General features: G+C 59.5%; 15 protein-coding genes and 1 tRNA gene. 6 read left to right on the forward strand and 10 right to left on the reverse strand.

The genetic code is table 11. From position 1 onward, the window contains the following. Nucleotides 1-14: 14 nt before the first annotated feature. Together WCA10_RS18200 and WCA10_RS18205 are read right to left on the reverse strand one after the other, a co-directional pair. Nucleotides 15-677: a hypothetical protein gene (locus tag WCA10_RS18200; RefSeq protein ID WP_472823937.1), complete on the reverse strand. Its 663-nt coding sequence runs from the start codon at nucleotides 675-677 to the stop codon at nucleotides 15-17. Between the two features lie 107 nt (nucleotides 678-784). Beyond that, complete coding sequence (locus tag WCA10_RS18205; protein ID WP_472823938.1) at nucleotides 785-1,036, reverse strand: hypothetical protein; 252 nt, start codon at nucleotides 1,034-1,036, stop codon at nucleotides 785-787. A 191-nt stretch (nucleotides 1,037-1,227) separates the two neighbouring features. Between WCA10_RS18205 and WCA10_RS18210 the strand changes: the two genes are divergently transcribed. Next, nucleotides 1,228-1,303, forward strand: a tRNA-Thr gene (locus WCA10_RS18210). A gap of 239 nt (nucleotides 1,304-1,542) precedes the next feature. Here the strand turns inward: WCA10_RS18210 and WCA10_RS18215 are convergent. Beyond that, complete coding sequence (locus tag WCA10_RS18215; RefSeq protein WP_472823939.1) at nucleotides 1,543-3,651, reverse strand: hypothetical protein; 2,109 nt, start codon at nucleotides 3,649-3,651, stop codon at nucleotides 1,543-1,545. A 262-nt stretch (nucleotides 3,652-3,913) separates the two neighbouring features. Then, a complete protein-coding gene (locus WCA10_RS18220; RefSeq protein ID WP_472823940.1) occupies nucleotides 3,914-6,754 on the reverse strand; it encodes an EAL domain-containing protein in 2,841 nt (946 codons plus the stop codon). A gap of 502 nt (nucleotides 6,755-7,256) precedes the next feature. On the opposite strand from WCA10_RS18220, the gene WCA10_RS18225 reads away from it, so the two are divergent. From WCA10_RS18225 to WCA10_RS18235, 3 genes are all read left to right on the forward strand, one after another. Further along, complete coding sequence (locus WCA10_RS18225) at nucleotides 7,257-8,198, forward strand: tetratricopeptide repeat protein (RefSeq protein WP_472823941.1); 942 nt, start codon at nucleotides 7,257-7,259, stop codon at nucleotides 8,196-8,198. Nucleotides 8,199-8,526: 328 nt separating this feature from the next. Beyond that, nucleotides 8,527-11,436, forward strand: a complete 2,910-nt coding sequence (locus WCA10_RS18230; protein WP_472823942.1) for a protease pro-enzyme activation domain-containing protein — start codon at nucleotides 8,527-8,529, stop codon at nucleotides 11,434-11,436. 176 nt (nucleotides 11,437-11,612) lie between these two features. After that, a complete protein-coding gene (locus tag WCA10_RS18235) occupies nucleotides 11,613-12,773 on the forward strand; it encodes an acyl-CoA dehydrogenase (RefSeq protein WP_472823943.1) in 1,161 nt (386 codons plus the stop codon). A gap of 82 nt (nucleotides 12,774-12,855) precedes the next feature. Here WCA10_RS18235 and WCA10_RS18240 read toward each other — a convergent pair whose 3' ends face one another. The 4 genes from WCA10_RS18240 to WCA10_RS18255 form a co-directional block, all read right to left on the reverse strand. Next, nucleotides 12,856-13,848, reverse strand: a complete 993-nt coding sequence (locus tag WCA10_RS18240) for a carboxypeptidase-like regulatory domain-containing protein (RefSeq protein WP_472823944.1) — start codon at nucleotides 13,846-13,848, stop codon at nucleotides 12,856-12,858. 359 nt (nucleotides 13,849-14,207) lie between these two features. After that, the gene (mmuM, locus tag WCA10_RS18245; RefSeq protein WP_472823945.1) at nucleotides 14,208-15,137 is read right to left on the reverse strand and encodes a homocysteine S-methyltransferase; all 930 of its coding nucleotides are present in this window, start codon (nucleotides 15,135-15,137) and stop codon (nucleotides 14,208-14,210) included. Between the two features lie 22 nt (nucleotides 15,138-15,159). After that, nucleotides 15,160-15,504 carry a hypothetical protein gene (locus WCA10_RS18250; RefSeq protein WP_472823946.1) on the reverse strand — a complete coding sequence of 115 codons (345 nt, stop codon included), beginning with the start codon at nucleotides 15,502-15,504 and terminating at the stop codon, nucleotides 15,160-15,162. 208 nt (nucleotides 15,505-15,712) lie between these two features. After that, the gene (locus WCA10_RS18255; RefSeq protein WP_472823947.1) at nucleotides 15,713-18,019 is read right to left on the reverse strand and encodes a RelA/SpoT family protein; all 2,307 of its coding nucleotides are present in this window, start codon (nucleotides 18,017-18,019) and stop codon (nucleotides 15,713-15,715) included. 367 nt (nucleotides 18,020-18,386) lie between these two features. Here WCA10_RS18255 and WCA10_RS18260 point away from each other — a divergent pair, with 367 nt between their 5' ends. Both WCA10_RS18260 and WCA10_RS18265 read left to right on the forward strand, forming a co-directional pair. After that, nucleotides 18,387-18,815 carry a c-type cytochrome gene (locus tag WCA10_RS18260; RefSeq protein WP_472823948.1) on the forward strand — a complete coding sequence of 143 codons (429 nt, stop codon included), beginning with the start codon at nucleotides 18,387-18,389 and terminating at the stop codon, nucleotides 18,813-18,815. 54 nt (nucleotides 18,816-18,869) lie between these two features. Further along, complete coding sequence (locus tag WCA10_RS18265; protein WP_472823949.1) at nucleotides 18,870-20,297, forward strand: class I SAM-dependent rRNA methyltransferase; 1,428 nt, start codon at nucleotides 18,870-18,872, stop codon at nucleotides 20,295-20,297. A gap of 123 nt (nucleotides 20,298-20,420) precedes the next feature. Here WCA10_RS18265 and WCA10_RS18270 read toward each other — a convergent pair whose 3' ends face one another. Together WCA10_RS18270 and WCA10_RS18275 are read right to left on the reverse strand one after the other, a co-directional pair. Further along, nucleotides 20,421-20,870, reverse strand: a complete 450-nt coding sequence (locus WCA10_RS18270; protein ID WP_472823950.1) for a plasmid mobilization protein — start codon at nucleotides 20,868-20,870, stop codon at nucleotides 20,421-20,423. Between the two features lie 122 nt (nucleotides 20,871-20,992). After that, nucleotides 20,993-23,197 (reverse strand): prolyl oligopeptidase family serine peptidase, encoded by a 2,205-nt coding sequence (locus tag WCA10_RS18275; RefSeq protein WP_472823951.1) that lies wholly within the window; start codon nucleotides 23,195-23,197, stop codon nucleotides 20,993-20,995. Nucleotides 23,198-23,332: the final 135 nt, after the last annotated feature.

Consider the following 23,332-nt stretch of genomic DNA (forward strand, 5'->3'; position numbering starts at 1 on the left):
GACGGACAGGGCCGTCAGCCCTGAATCGATTCGGAGATGGGGTCGGACCAGGTGTAGCCGCAGGACTCGCAGAGCCAGTTGTTGGAGGGTTCGACGGATTCGAGGATGGGATCTTCGGCTTTGCACTTGGGGCAAAGGGGGATTTCGTAGGCTGGAGTCTCTTCTTCTTGTTTTATCTCATCGACGATGTCCTGCGGGATCGGTTGGGCGACCACCGCCCTGGCTTGCTCGAGCTGGTCTGCGGCGACGTTGATCTGAATGTTGCCCGCGCCGAGTTCATCGTTCCAGGGAATATTGAATTGCGATCCGGCCCGCTGCACCCAGCTCTCGATGCCGGCGCGACTCAACATCTCGCACCGCTGAGCTGCTTCGTCGATTGAGTCGCAACGGTAGAGTGCTGTCTTCCACGTATACGCGCGCGCTGCAACTTGAGCGGCGTTGCTATCCGGGTCGAGATCGCTATCTTCCCTGCCATCCCAGTGGATCAACGAACTGTCAGTGTCGGACGAACCAACATTTTGAGCACGGGGCGTTTCGGAAATCCCGCGCTTCTTCAATTCATCGCGGAGGATTTGCTGCGCGTTCGGCGTAAGGTCGTTGATCTGGGCGACGAGGTCGTGGATTTCGATGTCGCCCATTTCGCTGTAGAGCACGGTGAGGCGACGCCATTCTTCCAAGGGGTCTTGTTGCATGGGGAGCAGTATAGCGGTTGTTGGTGGGCGATTGGTGATCGGCTGCGCGCAAGAAATACACAAGCAGATCCAGAAGGGAAGCGGATTTTGAGTTAGCGGAAGGTGTTCCAGCCGATGTCGGAGAGCATGGCACGGCCCATAACGAGAGCAGTAACGAGGAGGGCGGCGAAGACGCAGGTCCAGAAGCCCATGCGGCTGAAGGTAATGAAGAGAACGCTTTGCTTGCCGGCGAGTTTGATGCCTGCCTGATCGGGCAAGAGGGCTTCGACAGCCACCGCGATCAGAAAACCTGCGGCCCAGACGAGAGCGATTCTGAGAGAGAGCTGCAGGGTCATGTTCATCATCGAATTGGATTGGCTCCTCTCCCAACGGATATTGAAGGGACGGCGCTGGCAGGGTTTTGGCTGCCTCTGCCGCCGGCTTTACCGAATACCGGCGCAACGATACAATCGTGAAGGAGACACGAACCGCTGCGCTTTAGTGTGCCCGTTCATATCCACTCCGCAAACCGGTTTTGCGGGGACCCGTTTCACCGGCCGACGTAGCTCAGTTGGTAGAGCAGCTGATTCGTAATCAGCAGGTCATCGGTTCAAGTCCGATCGTCGGCTCCATCCGATTCGAAACGCAGCAATCCCCCTTCTACAAACTTAGACACCGTGGAACGCGGGTGCGGGCAACGAGGTCGGTCGATGTATTGCCGGGCTCGAAGGGTCCGTGGACACCCACTCATGGTGCGATACCAGCCGACCGGCGAAGACCGTCCGCAGAGACCCCGATGCACTCCAGAAGTAAAAACCGGCCCTTGCAGGCCGGTCATGAGGATTGCTGTTCAGGTTGGCCCTTGGCCGGGCTATTTGATGATCACGACATTCATGCTCCATGGAGCGAGCATAAGAGTCAGCGGGAGATTTTGCGCTCCCATATCCGTAGTGGTGGGATCGGACCAGACATTGGTTTGCGACTGGTCGTAGATCGCCTTGCTGTAAGTCTCGACACTGACATCCGTGCTTGAGTTCTGAGCAGAGAGCGAGACCGTGACCTGTTCGCCTGCGGTTTGGCTGACGTTGAACAGGACCAGTATAGTGCCGCCGCTATGCGTGGCCGCATAAGCGCGCACATTGGTGGTGTCGCCGGTGACGCCTGCAGTGAGGACGCTTTCACCGTTGACAGCAACGTTGCTGAAAAGCTGGAATGCGCGCGCCGTGGGCGACATGGTTCCGATGGGACCTGAGCCCACGCCGCAAGGACCGTCCGTGGGTCCATCGGAAAAAACGTTGTAGGCGCCAAATGTCTGCCACCCATACAACGAAGAGCTCATGTTGCCCGCTGCGGTTCCGCCAGCGCCCTCGTCGCAATTGCCGAAACCGATCCACCAGGTCGCGCGCACAACTCCGTCGTTCATCATTTCGCCGAGCGCTTGGCCTGCATAAAGTCCCTGGGTGATGGACCAGCTCTGCTTGCCGGGACTGCTATATACGGAGCCCATCTCACCGACATAGATTGGCGTGTTGGGCTTGCCGGCTGTGGTCAATTCTGATTTGATCGTGTTGATGTTCTTGGTCAAATCCTGTGATGCCTTTTGCACCAGGTAAGCGTCGCTTTCAGAGCCCGGGGCCTGGGGATAGAAGTGATATTCAACAAAATCGTAGGAGCCCTTTGCGTTGGCGAGGACCGTATCATCCCAGCCTCCGACGACGTTGTCTGCCTCCACATCGACGCCGACGAGCGTGTTCGGACTGGCCGCCTTGATCAAGCTGTAGTAGCCGCCGGCTCCCACGACTGCGCCGGCATACGTGGCGGGGTCATTCGGCTTGGCGTGCAGATCTTCTTCCCAACTGCCGTACTCCTCGTTCCCGACTGTCATGTGGCTCACCGTGATTCCATCAGCCAGAGCCTTCGTGATCCATGAGGAAGCTTCCGTGGGATCGCCGCCGCCGGTGCAGGCTGCGTTGGACCCGTAATTCGCCGTCAACGCTACGTCCAGACCGCCCGGAATTGCGATCTCGCTGACAAAATTTGCGAAGGTGGAGTTGGAATTCGGGGTGCCTCCGCCATTGGGCGGGGCCTGGCAATTGGAGTTGCTTTGCCAGTGATACACGTCCGACCACGATCCACCTGGCCAGCGAACCGCTTTGATACCAGCCACGTTAAAAGCGTTCAGGATCGGTGTGGCGTTGGTGTGGATGTCGTACCAGGCGGCCAGATTCATGCCGAGAAGCTGATCGGTAACGGCAGGCCCGATGCTTGTCTGATCGACTGCCACGGTGGAGACGACCGCAGCGACAGTGACTGCAGCCGAGGTGCCGCTGGCTGTGTTGTAGGTGGAGGAACTCGAGGAATCGGGCGTGTACGCAGCGCTCAGCGTATCTGAACCGACGGCGAGCGAACCTGCGGGGACATTGATGGTGGCACTGCCGCTGGACAACGTCGCCGCGGACGAAGTGTATGTTCCGCTGGACAGGGTGACGGAGCCCGTCGGCACAGGATTGCTGCCGCCTCCGCTGACGGAGACGGCGGCCGACAGAGCCTGCGCCGTGGTGATGGAGAAGGAAGCAGGCGTCACGGTGACGGTGGGCGTCGTCTTGGGCGAGTCAAAGGTCGCGGTGATTGCGGTGTTGGCGCTTATTGTGATGTGACAGGTCACGGTGGCTGCGGTGGTGCATCCTGCCCAGGAAGCGAAGGTGTTGTCGCCGGTCGGGGAGGTCGCTGTGACGGTTACAGCGGTGCCGGAGTTGTATGTCCGAGTGAATGAAGTATTGCCATTTGTTGCGCCGTTGTTGTCGGCTGGAGAAACGGTCATCCCCACGCCGGTTGCCGGATTGACCGAGTTTACGGTGAGGGTGTAGGCGGTGGGGGGCGGGGGGGTGGTGGATCCTCCGCCGCCTCCGCCGCACGCTGTCAATGCTGTTGCGAGACTCACTGCCACCCAAAGCGCTGCAATCTGATGCAAATTCTTCATAGACGTTCTCCCGAGCTGGCGCGTAAAACGTTTTCATTTCCGAAGCCATGCGGATCCGCAGGGCTTTGTGAAAAGCGATTTAGCACGTTTCAAGACGTTGGAAAATTTTCGCGCAATGATACTCCATCCGGCGAACGAAAGGCGAGAGAGAGGGCGGATTCAGAAGTGACTTTCAGACAGAGGGAAAGATGAATCGCGGGTTAGTTGAATGACTGCAGCAGGTTACACCTCATGGGATCCGGAGCTGACGAGTGAGCCGGTGTCATTCGTGAGCGAAGAGGTTCGCTAACGCGGCAAGCAGACTCTGGAGGACGGTGTGCAGGCGGGCTAAGGCGTCAGCCGCTTCGGCGGTGCGATTTTCGCCTTGGAGGGTGAGGATGTCCACGCCGCAGGAATGGAGCTCATGGTGGTGCGACACGACCTGCCGATAAATGGGCGGCCGGGTTTCGAGAGAGAGGGACTGAGAGGCCACCCACGCGCCGAGGCGACATTGTGAGGGATCGATCGAGGGAGGAACGCGACGCTTGCCGTGAAGAAACGCATCGATGGCGCTGACCCACGCGATGTGCTCGGCGCCTGCGTAGAGGAGCGGGCGGTCGGTGGGATCAAGGACGGCGACATTCGACCACCGGGGATGCGGAATCCAGGTAGCCACCCAACCGGGAAGATCGGTTGCCGGCATGGGGCGCGCAATGCAAAAGCCCTGAGCGACCTGGCAACCGAGGCGAAGCAGCAGAATTCCCTGCTCCACGGTTTCGACACCCTCGGCGACGGCCTGACGACGAAAAGCCGTTGCGAGGCCAAGCATCCCCTCGACGATGGTGAGGTCTTCAGGATCGTCGAGCATATCGCGGACGAAGGTCTGATCGATTTTGAGCACATCGACGGGAAGCCGCTTCAGAAAGGCCAGCGAGGAGTAGCCGGTGCCGAAGTCATCCAGAGCAAAAGAAACACCTAGTTTGCCGCAGGTGTGTATGACCTGCGAGACCTGTGCCATGTCGGGCAACGCGCTGCTCTCAAGCACTTCGATTTCGAGGCGGGAAGGATCGACGGAGGGGTGGCCGGTGAGCAACTCATGCAGACGCGCGGGAAAATCGAGCTGCTGCAACTGCTGCGCGGAGATATTGACACTTACCGGAATCTTGAGGCCGCAGGGAGCCCAGGTTTCCATCTGCGTAAGAACCGTGTCGATGACCCATTCTCCAATTTCGAGTGCGACAGGATGTCCTTCGACGATGGGCAAGAACGCTCCGGGAGTGAGGAGGCCTCGTTCAGGGTGCTGCCAGCGGATAAGCGCTTCAGCGCCTACGATGGCGCCGGTGGCCATGTTCATTTTTGGCTGGTAATAGAGCAGGAACTCCTTGCGAGCGAGAGCGGCGCAGACGCGCTCCAGGTCTTCGTGATGTCCGCGTGTAGAGCGGGCGAGCCGGGAGTCAAAGAGGTGGTAGCGATTTTTGCCGCTGATCTTGGACTGATAGAGTGCCTGCGCAGCCTGGCGCAGAAGTTGGTCGGCATCGACATCCTCGGCCTGGGGGTAGCAGGCGATTCCCGCACTGGCGGAGAGTTGAAGCGATGTATCTCCGATCAGAACCGGCTGGGAAGCGGCTTCAAGAAGCTGCCTGACCATCGGGAGACACTGGTCAGGGTCCCCGAAGTCGCGGAGCACGGCGATGAATTCGTCGCCGCCGAGACGGGCGAGGGTGTCATCATGCTGCATCGTGGACTTCATGCGATGGGCAACAGTGGTGAGGAGTTCGTCGCCGACAGTGTGGCCGTGACGATCATTGATCGCCTTGAAGTTGTCAAGATCAAGACAAACGACAGCCAGGATGCTGCCACGGCGCTCGCCCTGGACCATGGCGTGGTGCAGGCGATCGCGGAGGTGCACACGATTGGGAAGACCGGTAAGCAGATCGTAGAGAACCGCGCGCTGCAACTCCTGCTCGTGCTCCTTTGCCGAGGTGATGTCAGAGAAGAGGGCCACATATTGCTGCGTGTTCCCGGCAGAATCGCGCACCGCTGTGATGGTGAGCATCTCGGCAAAAACGCGGCCGTCCTTGCGGCGGTTCCAGATTTCGCCTGACCAGTGTCCGCTCTCGATGAGGTCGCGCCACATGTTGGCGTAGAACTCCTTGTTTTGCCGGCCAGAGCGCAGCAGGTTGGTCCGTAGACCAACCGCTTCATCGCGGCTGTAACCGGTGATCCGGGTGAAAGCGTCGTTGACATCGAGAATGATGCCGGCGGGATCAGAAATGACGATGCCTTCCGAAGCATGTGTAAAGACGCTGGCGGCGAGTTGCAGGCGGGATTCAGAACGCTTGCGGGCGGTGATGTCTTCAGTGAAGATGATGATGCCGCCTAGAGTTCCGGTACCGGTAAGCCAGGGCCGCACCTCCCAGCGCAGATACTGCACCGAACCGTCGGAGCGTTCAAAAGTATCTTCATCGCGTTTGATGGTTTCACCGCCCAGGGCGCGGCGATGAATGGTGAGCCAGCGCGGGGGCATATCGGGAAATATTTCGTAATGGGAACGACCGAGGATGTCTGACCCGCGAAGATTGAAATCATCGCACCAGCGCCGGCTGACGGCGATATAGCGCATATCCCGATCGAACATGGCGAGGGCGGCTGGGGCATGCTGGATAAAGAGCTGAAGCAACTCCTCGCTCTGGCGGAGGTCGGCTTCGGTTCGCTTTCTTTCGGTAATGTCCTGAATAGTGCCGCGCATGAAGACGGGTTCGCCAGAAGGATCGCATTCAATACGGCCGCAGCCATGTACCCAGCGTCCGGCGCGATCATTGTTGCGGATAATTCGGTACTCGTGGTCAAAAAGCTCACCGCGTCCGAGGACCTCTTCGTCGAAATAGGCGGCCATCATGGCGTGATCTTCGGGATGAATGAGGGCGATCCAGCCCTCGATGGAGCGTTTATACTCGGGCCCGATTCCGAAGATTTGATCGAGGACATCGGAGGAGGACCAGTGGTTGGTCTTCAGATCGAGCACGTAGCTGCCAAGACCGGCGATGCGCTGGGCTTCTTGCAACGAGCGCGCCAAGTCACGGAGAGTGCGGTCGGACTGCACGTCGTTGCCAGGCATATCCATAGGGTCCTGGGGACTCAAACTCAGGGGAGTCGGAGGCTTGTTTTGGAAGAGCGGGACAAAAATACCATAACCCAAGGTCAAAACATAGAGGGTTTCCTTACCCCAGAATAAACGAAGGTGCGGACGACAAACGGGCAATCGGCAACTCGGCCAGCGGGAGAACGCGGTGAATTCCGGAAAGGGTCGGCCAGCAGCAATTGGGAAACGCAAAGGGAGTCTGCTAAAAATGGCGCCGTTTTTGTGCAGATGGAATCCGCCATGACACTGGAACCAAATGAGGTACGAGTTATCCACTCACTTTTTCATGCAATCTTGTTTCGTCCCGGCTTATCCACGCTTATTCTTGGCATAATTCAAGCTGTAGTGTGACTTTCGCAAGGTGCGAGCCAAGCCGTCGGCTTATCAAGCTAGTAAATGGTGTCGATTTTCACGAGTTTCAGGACCGAGTTCGAATCCTGCGGACCTGCGGACCACCGGGATGTAACCACCGGAGCATTGAAGAGTGAACAGCTTTAGCCGCCAGGATGTGTTGAGAATTCTGCAGATCAGTTCCCGCCAGCTCCAGGGGTGGGAAAGAGCCGGGCTCATCAGCCAGCGCGAAATCTACACTTTCCAAGACCTCGGACAATTGAGAACGCTACGCTCGCTGCGCGAGGACGACGTGCCGGCAGCGTCGATCCGGCATTCGGTCGCGGCCATGCAGGCTGTGGCGGGGATGTCGAATCCGCTGCAGGAGGCGTCTCTGGTGCGGACGGGGACGCGTCTTGCGTTTCGATGCGATGGCGCGATGGTGGACCCGATCCGCCGGCAGTTGCTGTTTGATTTTGAGCGGATGGAACGGCAGACGGGGATCGCAGCGGTGTGTGCGCTCAGCCGGGTGCAGGACGAACTCCGCGGAGTGCAGGAACTGTTCATGGCCGCGGTGCAGGCGGAAGAAGCTGGCGAGAAGCATCGCGCCATTGCACTCTATGAGGAGATGCTGCAGGTCGATCCCGACTACGCGCCCGGCTACATCAATCTCGGCACCATTCACTTTCATCTCCGGCAGCATGTTCGCGCGGAGGAGTTGTATCGCAAGGCAACCGTGAAGGACCCAGGATACGTGCTGGCGTTCTTTGACCTCGGCAACGTGCTGGACGAACTGGAGCGGTCCGACGAGTCGATCGCAGCCTATCAGCGGGCGGTAGCACTGGCGCCCCGTTACGCCGATGCGCATTACAACCTGGCCCTGGCCTTCGAACGCAAGGGCGAACCGAGGTCGGCCCTCCGCCACTGGCAGGCCTACGTGAAGCTGGATAAATCGGGTCCGTGGAGCGAACACGCACGGGTGCAGATCCGTAAACTGCTGGACGGCGAGACCCTATCGATCTCGTGGAGAGCCGCGGGGTACATCGCTCCGCGCAGGGGAACTGCGGCGCTGAAGGTGCTGCACCGGCCGAACTAGCTGCCTTGGACTTGAAGCCGAAGAATCTGTTATCTGGATGACTTTCAGACCCTTAGAACTGGCGGGATTTCGCGGATTATCGGGCAGAGGCACTTTCCAAAGTAATTACTTTCCACAACTTTATATTTCAAGTTGAGTCTAAAAAATAGGGCTCAATGCTGGACGATGGTTCAGGGGGTGTCCCTTACCTACACCGCGCACAGGTGGCTCGTTCGTCTCCCTTCCTTCACGAGGACGCTAACCGCGCGGCTTGACATTGGCTTGACTCGAGCATGGGCTGGGTGCGGCTCACGTCTGGTCTCAACCGGTTCCGTTTCCAAGGATGGCTATGATTACGAAGCTGCTTCAAGGTCAAGACAGGCTTCGGGTGTGCGGCTGGATTGCTGCGTTTGCCCTGGCATCGACCGCCGTGGCCGCGCAGACGCCGACTCCCCGCATTCGAAGTGAGATTAGCAATGTTGCGGTTTCGCCACTGAGGGCAACGCAGCAGCCTCTCGGTTCAACCCAGTTCGATGCCGGGCGGATGCCTTCCGATGCCAAGCTTAACGGCATGAGCATCGTATTCAACCGTTCGACCGCCCAGGAAGCGCATCTGCAGGCGCTGATTGCAGCGCAGCAGGATCCGCGCTCGCCGCAGTATCACCAGTGGCTGAGCCCGGAACAGTTTGGCGCGCGGTTTGGCATGGCCCAGTCGGACATGGACAAAGTGCAGACGTGGCTTCAGCAGCAGGGCTTTGCGATCGCCTCTGTAGCCAGAGGCCGGAATATGATCCGCTTCTCGGGCACGGCAGGCCAGGTGGAGCAGGCTTTCCAGACCCAGATGCACTACTTCAAGACCAATGGCGAGACACATTTTGCTCCGGCCACGCTGCTTTCGGTGCCTACCGCCATTGCGCCGACCATTGCGGCAGTGCGGGACTTGAGCGACTTCAAGCCGCGACCGATGCACATTTCAACGCACCGCGCGTTCACGTCGGGCCAGTCTGGCAATGTGTTCTTTGCGCCGGGTGACATCGCCGTGACTTACGACATCAATCCGCTCTACAGCCCGGGCGGCATAACCGGCGCGGGTCAGTCGATTGCAATCGTCGGCCAATCGGCAGTACTAGCGAGCGACATCGAGGCGTTTGAGACTGCTGCGGGGCTTCCTGTGAAGGATCCAGTGATGGTGCTGGTACCCGGTTCGGGAGCTTCGAAGGTGGTTGCAGGCGGCGATGAGGGCGAGTCGGACCTGGATATCGAGTGGTCCGGAGCAATTGCGAAGGGCGCAACGATCGACTTTGTGTACACGGGTAACGGCGGAAACTTGAACGCATTCGATTCGATTGCGTATGCGATCGACGAGAAGATTGCGCCGATTATCAGCGTGAGCTATGGCGCATGCGAGACGGCGCTCGGCGGCTTCTCACTGGAAACACAACTGGCCCAGGCTGCGGTGCAGGGACAGACAGTGCTGGCAGCGTCGGGCGACCAGGGATCGACGGCATGCTCGGGCGACACCACAAACAATCTGACAACTGCGCAGCAGTTCGCGCTGGCCGTAAATTACCCCGCGAGCAGCCCGTACGTAACGGGCGTTGGCGGCACGGAGATCAGTGCGGCGAACAGTGTTTCAACAAATTCGACCTACTGGGTCGGCCAGGGAACGAGCGATGCCCTGACGTCGGCGAAGACCTACATCCCGGAGATTGTGTGGAACGACGATTCGACGCAGTTTGGCCTCGGAGCAACCGGTGGCGGCACCAGCGCGCTGTTCGCCAGACCAACCTGGCAGACCGGCGTGACGGGTATTCCGAGTGGCACCAAGCGGCTGGTGCCTGACGTTTCGCTTTATTCCTCGGCCGGGTTCCCCGGCTACCTGTTCTGCAGCAGCGACACGTCAGACTGGGCGCAGGCAAGCGGTACAACGCCAGCGCAGGCAGCGAGTTGTAACAGCGGGTTCCGAGATTCGACCTCTGGCGACCTCACCGTTGCAGGCGGCACCAGTTTTGCAACGCCGATCTTTGCCGGCATGATTGCGCTGATCAACCAGAAGCAGGAGTGGACGGATGGACAAGGCCTGGCGAATCCGACGCTCTACACACTGGCTGCAGGTGCGAATTACTCCACCTTGTTCCATGACGTGACGAGCGGCAACAATAACTGCACCGCGGGATCGACCTATTGCGGCACCACAACGACGGGCTTTTCGGCGGGAACAGGCTACGATCAAGTGACTGGCCTTGGCTCGGTGGATCTGGCGAACATTGCCGGCGCGTGGGCGAAGAATGCGACGCCGCTGGTGGCCACGACGACCGCGGTTTCGGCGGCGAGTGCATCGCCCAACGTAAGCACAGATGATGTCGTTACGATCACGGTGGCGCAGGTGGGCGGAACCGCGACCCCAACGGGCACTGTGAACTTGTCGATTGACGGCAGCGGGACAGCATACGGAGCCACCGGCAGCACGACGACACCTGTGACCCTGACGAACGGCACCGCGACCTACACGGCAAACTTCTCGACGGCCGGTGCACACACGATTGTGGCGCAATATGCGGGTGACGCCGCGAATGCTCCCTCGACGAGCAGCGTAGTGATCACTGTGGGCGGGGCTACCTCAGGAAAGGGGACCTTCGCCATGACGTTCAGCCCGACGACCTTGACCTTGAGCCAGGGATCGCAAGGGACTGAAGCGCTGACGGTCACGCCTTCAGGTGGATATACCGGAACGATAAGCTTTTCTTTCTCGACCTCGAATGACACTGCCCTTGCCAACCTGTGCGTGTTTGCAGGCACGGGTTTCAATACCGACACAACAATGACTGTGCCAGGCACGGCAGCGGTGACGGGGACGGTCACGATCGATACGAATGCGTCGGACTGCGTGAGTTCGACGGGAGGCGCGGTCAAGGGGCGCGGCCTTCGCGTGATTCCGCACACGGGGGGCTCGGTGAAGGCGAGCAACAACACTCCGAAGAGAAACAATCCGGTTCCGGCAGGAATCGCCTTTGCGGGGCTGGTGCTCGCGGGATTCCTGGGACGATCGTCGCGCAAGCTGCGGCAATTGGCTTGCGTGATTGCGCTGGCATCGCTGGGGCTTGCGATCTCGGCTTGCGGCGGCGGCGGAGGCAGCAGCGGTGGCGGCAGTAAGGTTCCGAATCCGGCAAAGGGAACGTATACGATCACTCTCGCAGGGCAGGATTCGGTCACAACCACAATTAAGGCGCAGCAGTCGTTCACGCTGGTAATCAAATAAAGGGAGAAATTTGATTGAAGGACGGTCGGGGCAGACTTCACAAGAAGTCTGCCCTTTTTGTGTTGTGATCGTGGGGCGAGCCATCGCTCAGGCTCCAATGGTCTCCTATCCGCATCGCCTGCACGCAGGCGGGCGCGACATTCTGATACACTCCGATGCCGGAGGCACTGATTTCCTTGTCTGACAAGAGACCTTTCCCTTCCCCGCTGACCTATCTGACCGAAGAAGAACGGATGTTTTTTGCAACGGTGCGGAAGTTTGCGCAGGAGACGATCGCGCCGGCGGTGCGGACGATGGACGACGATCAGCAGTTCGCGCCGGGATTGATAAAGAAGCTATTCGAGCTGGGGTTGATGGGGATTGAAATTCCGGAAGAGTTGGGCGGCGCGGGCGGCAGCTTCTTTGATGCGGTGCTGGCGATCGAGGCGATTGCCACAGTTGATCCGGCTGTAGCGGTGCTGGTGGACGTGCACAATACGCTGGTGGTGAATGCGATTCGGCGATGGGCAAATGAAGAGCAGAAGCAGAAGTGGCTTCCCCGATTGGCCGCGGATACGGCGAGCGCGTATGCGTTGAGCGAGGCCGGCGCAGGGTCGGATGCGTTTGCGCTGCAGACCCGGGCGGAAAAAGTAGATGGCGGCTATCGCTTGAGCGGACGCAAGCTGTGGATCTCGAACGCCAGGGAGGCGGGACTGTTTCTGGTGTTCGCAACGCTCGATCCGGCGGCGGGATATCGAGGGATCACGGCATTCTTTGTGGAGAAAGGTACGCCGGGATTTTCAGTTGGCCGCAAGGAAGACAAGATGGGGATTCGGGCGAGCAGCACGTGCGAACTGGTGCTTGATGGATGCGTGGTTCCAGCGGCGAATCTTCTGGGAGAAGAAGGCAAGGGATACAAGATCGCCATTGAGTCGCTGAACGAGGGGCGCATCGGCATTGGTGCGCAGATGCTGGGGCTGGCCGAGGGCGCGTGGGGACATGCGGCGAAGTACGCGAAGGAGCGGCGGCAGTTTGGCAAACCGATCGCGGAATTCCAGGCAGTGCAGTTTGCGCTGGCGGAGATGGCGACGGAAATTGAAGCGGCAAAGCTGATGGTCTACAACGCCGCTCGTCTGAAGGATGCGGGGCAATCGTATGTGCGCGAGGCGGCGATGACGAAATACTTCACGTCGCAGGTTGCGGAGCGGGTGGCGAGCCAGTGTGTGGAGGTCTTCGGCGGCAATGGATTCGTACGCGACTATCCGGCGGAGAAGTATTATCGCGACGCGAAGGTGGGCAAGATCTACGAAGGCACGTCGAACATGCAGTTGATGACGATTGGGAAGATGGTTTTGTGACAGGGGTCAGGGGTCAGGGGTCAGGGGTCAGGGGTCAGGGAAAAGCGTTGCAGGATGTTCGGCGATCGGTGCAACCTGATCTTCAAGGCTGGCCGTTGGTTCCCTTGGGAACGTGCGAGGTCAGGCCCTTCAGCAGAAACTCCCGGATGAGGTTCGAGACCGCATTCGCGCCTACACCGGTAGCGCCGTTCAGCATAACGAGCGAGACGCCGCGGTCAGATTGCGGATAGTAGAGATTCGATATTGCGCCCGCAGAAAAGTCGCCGAGAACCTCGGAGTAGTTCGGCCGAAGGCGTCCGTCATCGGTGCGGGTCACAACCGCACGAGACATTGCATACAAAGCTCGGGAACCGACGCTTCCCTTCCCTTTGTAGAAATACCTTGGGTCCTGATGAAAGATCGACGGAAAGGCAGCCCGGGAGAGCATGTCGCCCGCGAAACGATTGGCATACGCTGCGCCGAAACGTTTGCCGAATCCACCGATTCCGCTGCCATAGCCGGAGAACAATCCCTGGTATTGCTCCGCGCCTGCAATACCGGCAACGGTGATGATGGAAACCGGATCGATGAGCGATCGGAACGAAAGCTTAAATTTTTGCTTCGCCATCATGGGTGGGGCATCCCAGTCATAGGCACTGTAGAAATTTGGAATGACGCCGCCGATGCGCTGCTGCTCGGCGATGCGTACCTGCTGCTCGGCAAGCTGCTCCTTGTCAGCCGTAACCGTGACGCTGGTGGCCCCACCCGACACGGCGAGCGTGATGGTTGGCGCAATGCGAAATTCGCCGGGCTTCAACTGAAACGTACCGGAAGCGAACATGCTCATGCCATTCCCTGAGACAACGATCTTGTAGGAGCCGGCAGGGACGCCCGCAAAATCGAACTGCCCGTCGGAGCCGGAACTCTTTGTCTGCACAACAGAATGGGAGGGTCCCACAAGCTGAACCTGCGCGCCCTGCACGACGTCTCCGCGCGTATCGAGAACTGTGCCGGAGATATTTCCTGTGCCTGTATTTTCGGATTGCGATTGCGAGGCCTGGCTGCCGGGCTGGATCGGTTGCGGGGCATCCGGCAAGATGCTCTCGTGAGGGGATAATTTGAGACCCTGCGCTGCGCGGGCCTGGGGAAGAAGAAGGCAGAGGAACGCCCCCATAAGAGAAACAAGAAGAACTGAATATCTTGATCTATTCAATCAACACCCTCGCCCACTATCGGAGATCGGACCATCAATTTCTAGACGAAGCACAAACGCGGGCGTAACGGCAGCTGCCGATGACGTCTTCGTCATTTAGCGCGCGAAAAGAAAGATCGCTCAATTGAGGAGATGCAGAGGCGGGGAAAAGCGTTGATCCAAAAGAGCTCAAGCCATGACGAGCAACCAAATTCAACACGGGAAGCAATGGAATCTAACAGGATGTTCATTTTGAACCAGATTCAGCGCATCAGAGCCTGAGCAACCTCGCGAATGTGCGCGGGGCGGGTGCGGCAGCAGCCACCGATGATGTGGGCGCCGGCGGCGAGCCACTCCAAGGCTTTGACCCCGTAGGTTTCTGGATCACTGCTACCGGTCCAGCAGCGAGCCTGCGCATCCCAGCCTTCGCCGGAGTTGGGGTAGACGACGATGGGTTTGTCGGATGCGGCGCGGAGTTCCGCAATCAATGCAGGAATCAGCGTGGGGTGGGTGCAGTTGACGCCGATGGCGACGGTATGGGGAAAGGCCGCGACTGCGGCGGCGCACTGGCGGAGCAGCTCGCCGTGAGCCACGTGCTGCTGGTCGCGGCAGGTGAAGCTGAACCACGTGGCGAGTTCCGGATGCGGAGCGAGGGCCTGACCGACGGCTTCAGCTTCGGCGAGAGAAGGCAGCGTTTCGAAAGCGAGCAGATCGGGGGCCTCTCTCTCGCTCGCCTTGGTCAGTATCTTGATCCGGTCAGCGTGGAATTCGACGAGATCGTTAAAGGTGCAAGTGTAGTTGCCGTGGTATTCGGCGCCGTTGTGGAGGGCGGCGCCGTAGGGTCCGAGCGATGCTGCGATGACGATACGACGGCCTGGAAATGCCGCAGCGGCTTCACGTGCAAGTGCGACGGAACGGAGGAGCGCGGCGTCGGCGCGCGTGGGGTCGAGGCCGACTTCGGCATAGCCCATGCGCGAGACCTGGTAGCTTGCGGTCTCGACGATGTCTGCTCCGGCTTCGATGTAGGCACGATGCACGGCGACAATCTTCTCGGGCGCGTCTTCAAGGACGTGGGCGGACCAGAGCGGGCCATCGATGTGGGCGCCGAGGTATTCGAGTTCGGAGGCCATGCCGCCGTCGAGGACGTGGACGTCACGAAGCAGAGCGTCGCGATTTTGAGTGAAATGACTCACGCGGCAAAAGCCCTTGGCGCTCTTAACTGAATACCTTCCAGAAGAATGTCAGATAGACGGCGATGGCGCAGAACAGTGCGCCGATGAACCACTCGATCCAGAAGAGCCATCGCCAGCGAGGGCGCAGTGCGGCAAGGACCGCGAGGGCGAGGAAGCCGAGCATGAAAGGCAGCGTACGAAGATCGGTGTTGTAGCCCGCCTGTCCGAGTTTGCTGACGCCGTGCGCGAGATCGAAGAGCAAACTGGAACAGAGGGCGGCTGGAAAGAGAACCAGCAGCCAGGTGCCGATCACTCGCCAGCGCGTGAACTCGAGCACGGCGCATGCGACGAGAAGGACGATTGCGAACCAGCAGAAGAGAGTTGCCACAGGGATGCCTCCTTCAACTGCGGTTGCTGCTTGTTGGAATGGTACATGGAAGAGGCAGTTCTTAGTTTTCAGTTGTCAGTTTTCAGTCTTGAGTTTTCTGGTTCAGGATTGAATACTGATTGACGCGAAAGCGCTCAATAAGCAACCGGAGATCCTTCGGCTTCGCTCCTGATGACAATTCGGGGATGGCTCAGAGTGTTAGGGCGAATTACAGCTTTTGTGTGCGCTGGACGGTGCGGACGCCCTGGACGCGGCGGATGCCGAGGACCATGCGGTTCAGGTGGCGGAGGTCTTCGGCTTCGACGACGAATTCGATGACGGCTTCGCCGTTATCGTCGTGGTGGATGTCGACGCCGCGGATGTTGGTGTTGTCGTCGGAGATGACGGCGGTGAGCTCTTTCAGCATTCCTGTGCGGTCGTCGCAGTAGACAGTGATCTTGACCGGGTAGCGTTGGGGACGTCCGCTATCGTCGCCTACGCGCGACCACTCCACGTTGATGCGGCGATCGCTTTCATAAAGCAGGTTCTGCACATTAGGGCAGCTGCGCGCATGGACGGCGACGCCTTTGCCGCGGGTGACGTAGCCGACGATCTCTTCGCCGCGGATAGGATTGCAACATCGCGCGCGATAGACCAGCAGATCATTCTGGCCTTCGACCTGGAGCGAATCGGAGCCGGTGAGATGCAGCTTGCGCACCGCGTCGGTCATGGCCTGCTCGACGGTGCCGGGCGCTTGCGGCTCGGTGGCCTGCGCGCCGTCTGGCGGATTGGCATAGCCGGGCGCGAGTTTGTTGAGGACCTGATGCGCGGAATGCTTGCCGGCGCCGAGAGTGGCGAGCAAGTCGGCGGCGGTGGCAACACCGTATTCGCCGGCGATGCGCGCCAGATCCTGGTCGTCGATCTGGCTCATGGGCACTTTGAATCGGCGGGCTTCGCGCTCGAGTAGCTTGCGGCCGATTTCGACGGCGCGGCGGCGCTGGTCTTCGTTGAGCCAGTGCTTGATCTTGTTGCGGGCGCGCGGGCTCTTGACGAAGGTCAACCAGTCGCGGCTGGGCTTGTGGTCTTTCTGGGTGACGATCTCGACGATGTCGCCGGTGCGAAGCTTGGTGCGCAGAGGCACCATGCGGCCGTTGACCTTGGCGCCGACGCAGGTGTGGCCGACTTCGGTGTGAATGGTGTAAGCGAAGTCGACGGGAGTGGCGTCGGCGGGGACCACGACAACTTTTCCCTTGGGCGTGAAGGTGTAGACCTCGTCGGGGTAGAGATCCATCTTCAGGCTGGAGAGGAATTCGTTGGGATCCGTCATCTCCTTTTGCCACTCGACGAGCTGGCGAATCCAGTTGAGGCGCTCTTCATCGCGCGCGGTGACGACGTCGTCCTTGGTTTTGTATTTCCAGTGCGCGGCGATTCCCTCTTCAGCGATGCGGTGCATTTCTTCAGTGCGGATCTGCACTTCGAACTGATGTCCGCCTTCACCGATGACGGTGGTGTGGAGGGATTGGTAGCGATTGGCGCGGGGAATGGCGATGAAGTCCTTGATACGGCCGGGCACGGGACGCCAGAGGGTGTGGATCAGTCCGAAGACGGCGTAGCAAGCGGCGAGGTCATGCGTGATGACGCGAACGGCGAGCAAGTCGTAGACCTGGTCGAAGGTAACCTTGGAGCGCTGGAGCTTCTGGAAGATGGAGTAGTAACGCTTGATGCGCCACTCGACGCGTGCTTCGATGCCGTTCTCACGAAGTTGCTCGCTCAGTGTGTCCTCAACTCCTCGCAGGAACTGCTCGCCCTCGACGCGCTGGGCTTCGACGGCCTCGGCAACTTTTTCGAAGCTGACGGGATCGGTGTAGCGGAAAGCGAGGTCTTCAAGTTCGCCGCGAACCTTGCCCATGCCGAGGCGATGGGCGAGTGGGGCGTAGATGTCGAGGGTTTCGCGGGCGATGGCTTCGCGGCGATCGGGCTGAAGATGCTGGAGGGTGCGCATGTTGTGCAGCCGGTCAGCGAGCTTGATGAGGACAACGCGGACATCGGTGACCATGGCGAGAAGCATTTTGCGGACGTTTTCGGCCTGGCGGTCTTCGCGGTTGGCGAACTGAATCTTGTCGATCTTGGTGACGCCCTCGACGATGTGGGCGACCTGGTCGCCGAAGTCGGCCTCGATCTGCTCGCTGGTGGCAGGAGTGTCTTCGACTGCGTCATGGAGGAGGCCCGCGGAGATAGCGGTCGCGTCCATCTTCATTTCAGCCAGGACTTCAGCAACTTCCAGCGGATGGATGATGTATGGCTCACCGGAAGCGCGCATCTGGCCCTTGTGATGCTGGACGCAAAACTCCCAGGCTTTGCGGATAAGCCCAATGTCTTCAGTGGGCCGGTTGACCTGAACGAGGCGGAGGAGGGCTTCGAAGCGGCGGTCGATCGCAGCCTGATCGAGGATTGGACGGACTGGCGCAGAGGGCGCTGCTGGTTCTCCAGTGGCGCTGCGAATGTCTGTCGGTGTGGGCTGGCGGACGGTCGCCATGCTTCATTATAGGCCGCAAATGTTGAACATGCCTCAATGCGGGGTCGGCAGCGGCAGCGTGGTTAGGGCAAAGACGACGGGCCGAGCCGGATTTCTGGAGACAAACTCGCGATTGTGGTCGGACGAAGTTGGTTAAGGAGGGTTGTGCAAAGTGCAACGATTTTTCGACGTTCCCGGCAGCAGTGTCATCGATCGTCGAAGGGTTAACGAAGTTTTCTATTCTCGTCATTATGCTTTCGTTATTAAGTAAATCGGGCAATAACCTCATACTTTTAGGCTGCGCTGTGTGTGTTGGCCATCACTGCCTTGTGCCCATAGAACGGGCGTAGAGTCGCGTTCGGACTAGAGGTCCAGAACCGAGGAATTTATGCTGAAAAGCCTCTTAGTTACAGCTGCGGCCGCAACACTTGCGGTCAGCTTGAGCTTTGCAGATCAGTCGCAATCAAAGGTAGTGATTCCTGTCAACAAAACCGCACCGAACAATGGCAAGCAGATGTACAAGAACTATTGTGCTCCGTGTCACGGCGCAGACGGAAAGGGCAACGGGCCTGTGGCATCATCGTTGAAGGCGCGTCCGACCGACTTGACGGAATTGACAAAGAACAACAACGGGAAGTTTCCGGACACGCATATCGTAGCCATTCTGCAGTTTGGCGCGGATGTTCCGTCGCACGGTTCGGCTACGATGCCGGTATGGGGACCGATACTTGGTACGATGAACAAAGCGAACGTTCAGGATAAGCAGCTCAGAATCAGCAATCTGACCCGCTACCTGCAGACAATTCAGGCACAGTAGACGCCGGCGGCATTGCTCCCCGTAGCGGCGACGAGCCCAAGGGGATATATGACAATGGCAAAGAAGCCCAGACCTGACCGAAACGACAAGGCGCCCGAAGCATCGCTGCAGACGGCGCCTTCTCTGCGCCGTGATAAGAAACGGCGACCGGATAAAGCTGTCGTCACACACCAGACGCCCCTGCGCGACTCGAAACGAATTCCCTATTCCCCAAACAAATTGACGAGTCGACCTGCGATCGCCCAGGAGCACGGGATTGGTGCGCGTGTAAGCCGGCGTGCGGCGGATCGGCTGCGTGCGGGGCATGTGTGGGTCTACGCGTCGGATGTGGAATCGCTAAACTCAGGCGGCGGGAATGCGCCGGCGCTGCTGCCGGTGGCGGACAGTCGCGGATTGCTGCTGGGGACGGCTCTCTACAGTCCGACGTCGCAGATTGCTCTGCGCGTGGTATCGCGTGAGGCGATCGGCGAGGCGGAGTGGCTGGACCTGCTGGGAAGGCGGCTGAAAAACGCCATGTCTCGTCGAGTGCCGGATCTCAATTCGGAAAAGATCGATAGCGACTCGTTCCGCTTGTGCTTTAGCGAGGCGGACGAGATTCCTGGGCTGATTGTCGACAAGTACGGCGAGCTGGTGATTGTGCAGCTGCTGGCGAAGGGACTGGATTCGGCGGCTGTGAGGGAAAGAATAGTTGAGACGATCAGGCCGATTGTTTCTCCGGCATCGATTCTGGAGCGGCCCGATCCGCGAATTCGCGAATTAGAGGGATTATCGGCGCCATCGGTTGAGCCGCTGTATTCTGCTGATTCGAAGAATCCATTGACGGCGACGCAGTTTCGGCTCAACGGGCTGACATTTCACTACGACGCGAATGCCGGCCAGAAGACCGGCGCTTTTCTCGATCAGCATACGAACTACAAGGTGGCGCAGGATTGGGCCGGGGTGCTCGCGCCGGGCGGAAAAGCGCTCGATGTGTGCACCTACCAGGGTGGGTTCGCGCTGCACCTGGCGCGGGTTTCAAAGCATGTGACGGGAATCGATGCTTCGCGAGCTTCGCTGGAAGTGGCGGAGCGCAATATAGCCGCAAATCGAGACAAGCTCACGGCAGATGTGGATTGGGTTGCCGGCGATGCGTTCGAAATCTTGCGTGACTGGGCATCGGCACGCGAGCAGTTCGATGCGATCGTGCTCGATCCGCCGGCGTTTGCCAAAAGCAAGCGGGCAGTCGAGGGTGCATTGCGAGGATACAAGGAGTTGAACCTGCGTGCCATGCAGATGCTGAAGGCCCACGGATTGCTTGTGACGTGCTCGTGCTCGCACCACGTATCGGGGGCTGAGTTTGAAGCGGTCGTGGCGGCGGCTGCAGCGGATGCACATCGGCGCGTGCGGCTGCGCGATCGGCGGGGAGCAGCGCCTGATCATCCGGTGGTGCTGAATATTCCTGAGACGGAGTATCTGAAGTGCCTGATCCTGGAAGTGGAGTGAAGGCAGAGTTCGTGTGCTTGCCGGACTTGAGCACTTGTTCTCTGACAAATGCAGCGAGTCAGCGTCCCTTTCGCGACGTAGCAGGTTAGCGGGTCAGCAATTCGACCCTGTCTCCGCAGCGGATTATGTCTGTGGGCGGCGGCGCCAATGGGGCAACAAGCGATTGCGCCAGGACGATGGCGGCGGGGATTGAGGCTGGTGCGACAGATCGGCTTGTGCTGCGGCGCGGATCTGAGAAAGGGCTTCTTTTACCTGGACGCGCAGAGATTCGGCCTCAAAGACGCATGCGCGAAGGTAGGCGGAGACGCTGAGGTGTGCGGCTGCGGCGCGTTCGTGGAGCTGAGTCTCTTCGGCTTCAGTCAAGCGAATGCTGATGCTGGTGCTTTTGCGCTTTTTGCGAGGAGCAAAGGGAGGTGTCTGCGGAGCCACGAGAGCTGCCGGGGATCGGAATTCGTTTGTGGGCATCGCGGCGACTGGCGGAACGCGGCTTTGCGAACGGGGAGCTTGCTCGTAGCTGATGCTGGCAAAACTGCCCGCGCTCTTGATCGCCGGTGTGGGTACCGATTCAGACATCGCATACGAGCATAGGCGGGACAGAAGCTCCGCATCGAGAAATTGCAATGATTCGCGCGAATTGCTTTGTTAATTTGGAACGGCGCTACGAAAGCATTTCAAACTGGGAATCAGAAGCGCAATTATTCTGAGGGCACGTGCGCCGGCTTTCCAGTCTTTGTCGGACTGCCCGTCTCCGTCCATAGGAATGAGAGCTGATCGGCGTCGTCCTGAATCTGCTGCTCGACGCTGACGCCCGCGGAGTGGCCGCCGGCGGTGCTGTAGTGAAGCAGGATGGGGCGGCCGCTCTTCGATTCAGCCTGCATGAGTGCGGTCATTTTTCGCGCATGCAGCGGATCGACGCGGGTGTCGCTGTCGCCGGTGAAGAACATGATGGCGGGGTAGTCGGAGCGCGGCTTCACGTTCTGGTAGGGGGAATACTTCAGGAGATAGGGAAACTGCTTTTGGTTTTCGGCGGAGCCGTACTCCGTTGTCCAATGCGGTCCTTGTTCGAATTTCTGGTAGCGCAGCATGTCGAGCAAGGGGTAGCCGCACCAGACGGCGGAGACCAGTTCCGGATGCTGCGTGAACGATGCGCCCATGAGCAGGCCTCCGTTGGAGCGGCCGGTGATGGCGAAGTGCGCGGGCGAGGTGTATTTGTTGTCGATCAGGTAGTGCGCTGCGGCGAACCAGTCGTCGAAGACATTCTGTTTTTTTTCGAACATTCCCTGCTCGTGCCAGCTTTCGCCGTACTCGCCGCCGCCGCGCATGTTGGGGACCGCGAAGTATCCGCCCTGCTGGAGCCACCAAGCCCAGGCTGGGTTCCAGGTCGGTGTCTCGCTGAGGTTGAAGCCGCCGTAACCGGTCATCAACAGGCGAATGGAGCCGTCCTGCGGGAGGCCTTTTTTGCCGGCGATGAACATGGGGATCTGGGTGCCGTCCGTTGATTTATAGAAGACCTGCTTGAGTTGGTACTGGGCGGTATCGAAGGGGACCTTGGGTTGGGCAAAGAGCTCGCGTTTGCCGGTAACCGTGTCGATGCGGTAGATGGTGGGCGGCTGGATCCAGGACTCGAAGCTGAAGAAGCCGTAGCGGTCGCTGGTGCGGCCGACCACTCCCGAAGCGGAGCCGATGCCTTCGAGATCGACCTGTCCTGCTGATTTTCCATCGAGCGTATACGCGCTGATCTCGGACTTCACATCGTGGAGGCGCTTGACGTAGATTTTGTCGCCGACGATGGAGAAGGTTTCGATCACATCTTTGCCTTCGGGCACGATGGTCTTCCAGGCCTCGGGCATGATGCCGGGGTCCGCGCGGAGGATGCGGCCGTTGGGCGAGCTGTAGTCGGTTCGGATGTACCAGGCGCCCTTGGCATAGATCGTGGAGAAGCGCGAGTCCAATCCCCAGACGAGGACTTCGAAGGGAGAATTGGGTTTGCGGAGATCGCGAAAGCAGATATCAACACGTTTGGCGGGCACGCCGCGCGCAATGGTGACGACAAGATAGCGAGCGTCGTCGGTGATTTCGGCGCGGAAGAGATCGATGGGGCCCAGCAGTTCACCGTGAAACTCGCGGCCGAAGATGAGCTTGTCGTCGGCATTACGGGTGCCGATGGTGTGCAGGTAAAGCAGCGTGCCTTTGCGGTCGGTGCGCGTGTAGTAGAGGCCTTTGCCATCGGGGGAGAAATCGAGCGAGTAGTAGAGGCCCGCGGAAAGTTCATCTTCGAGCGGCTTCTTCTTTGCGATGCTGAAGATGCGGACGGTGGCCTCGTCTGCGCCGCCCTGGCGGACCTGGTAGGCGAGGAGAAGGCCATCGCGAGATACGGCGACGAGGCGGACGGAGGTGTTGGGGTCGCGGCTGAATGCGGCGGGATCGATGAGGCGCTCATCCTTGGATAAGCTGAGGGCTCCGGGCGCTGCCGGCTGGCCTTTCGACGCCGTGCCGGTCCAGCTGTGGCGCACGTAGATCGATGCCTGCTCTTCGCCGGCGAGGCGCTTCATGAAGTAGTAGTTGCCGGCTCGTTGCATGGGGATCGACCAGCGAGAAGTGTGTTCGAGCGGGTCGAGGTCGTCGAGGGTCTGGTTGCGGATGGGGTCCTGTTTCAGATAGCGGGTGGTATAGACGTTCTCTTCGTCGATAAAGGCGCGGGTCTCGGGGCTTTTAGCATCTTCAAGCCAGCGAAAGTTGTCGGTGATCTTGGTGCCGAAGTAGTTATCGATGACAGGTTTCGCTTCGACGACGGGTGGCGGGGGGAGCGTAATGCCGTCGCGTCCGTGGATGGCCTGGGCGATCGAGTGAGTGGCGAGCAGAACGGTAAAGAGGAACAAAAGACCAGCGGTGCGCCGCATCGAAAACCCCCTGCCAGACAGGATACTCGGGGAAATTGGGCGAATGCGCTCTTGAATCAGCACAGCCCGAGCAGTGAGGTGACGCCGTTGGGACCGCACGCTCGTTGCAGGTGCAATGGCGCGCGCCATCATCTG

The organism is Occallatibacter sp., from assembly GCF_049582745.1.
GTDB lineage: Bacteria > Acidobacteriota > Terriglobia > Terriglobales > Acidobacteriaceae > Telmatobacter.

What these genes read in the sequence shown, in the direction of transcription:
- WCA10_RS18275 (WP_472823951.1), bottom strand. Translation starts at nt 23,197, where the DNA reads ATGCGGCGCACCGCTGGTCTTTTGTTCCTCTTTACCGTTCTGCTCGCC.
- WCA10_RS18255 (WP_472823947.1), bottom strand. Translation starts at nt 18,019, where the DNA reads ATGGCGACCGTCCGCCAGCCCACACCGACAGACATTCGCAGCGCCACT.
- WCA10_RS18220 (WP_472823940.1), bottom strand. Translation starts at nt 6,754, where the DNA reads ATGGATATGCCTGGCAACGACGTGCAGTCCGACCGCACTCTCCGTGAC.
- WCA10_RS18260 (WP_472823948.1), top strand. Translation starts at nt 18,387, where the DNA reads ATGCTGAAAAGCCTCTTAGTTACAGCTGCGGCCGCAACACTTGCGGTC.
- WCA10_RS18230 (WP_472823942.1), top strand. Translation starts at nt 8,527, where the DNA reads ATGATTACGAAGCTGCTTCAAGGTCAAGACAGGCTTCGGGTGTGCGGC.
- WCA10_RS18205 (WP_472823938.1), bottom strand. Translation starts at nt 1,036, where the DNA reads ATGATGAACATGACCCTGCAGCTCTCTCTCAGAATCGCTCTCGTCTGG.
- WCA10_RS18215 (WP_472823939.1), bottom strand. Translation starts at nt 3,651, where the DNA reads ATGAAGAATTTGCATCAGATTGCAGCGCTTTGGGTGGCAGTGAGTCTC.
- WCA10_RS18270 (WP_472823950.1), bottom strand. Translation starts at nt 20,870, where the DNA reads ATGTCTGAATCGGTACCCACACCGGCGATCAAGAGCGCGGGCAGTTTT.
- WCA10_RS18265 (WP_472823949.1), top strand. Translation starts at nt 18,870, where the DNA reads ATGGCAAAGAAGCCCAGACCTGACCGAAACGACAAGGCGCCCGAAGCA.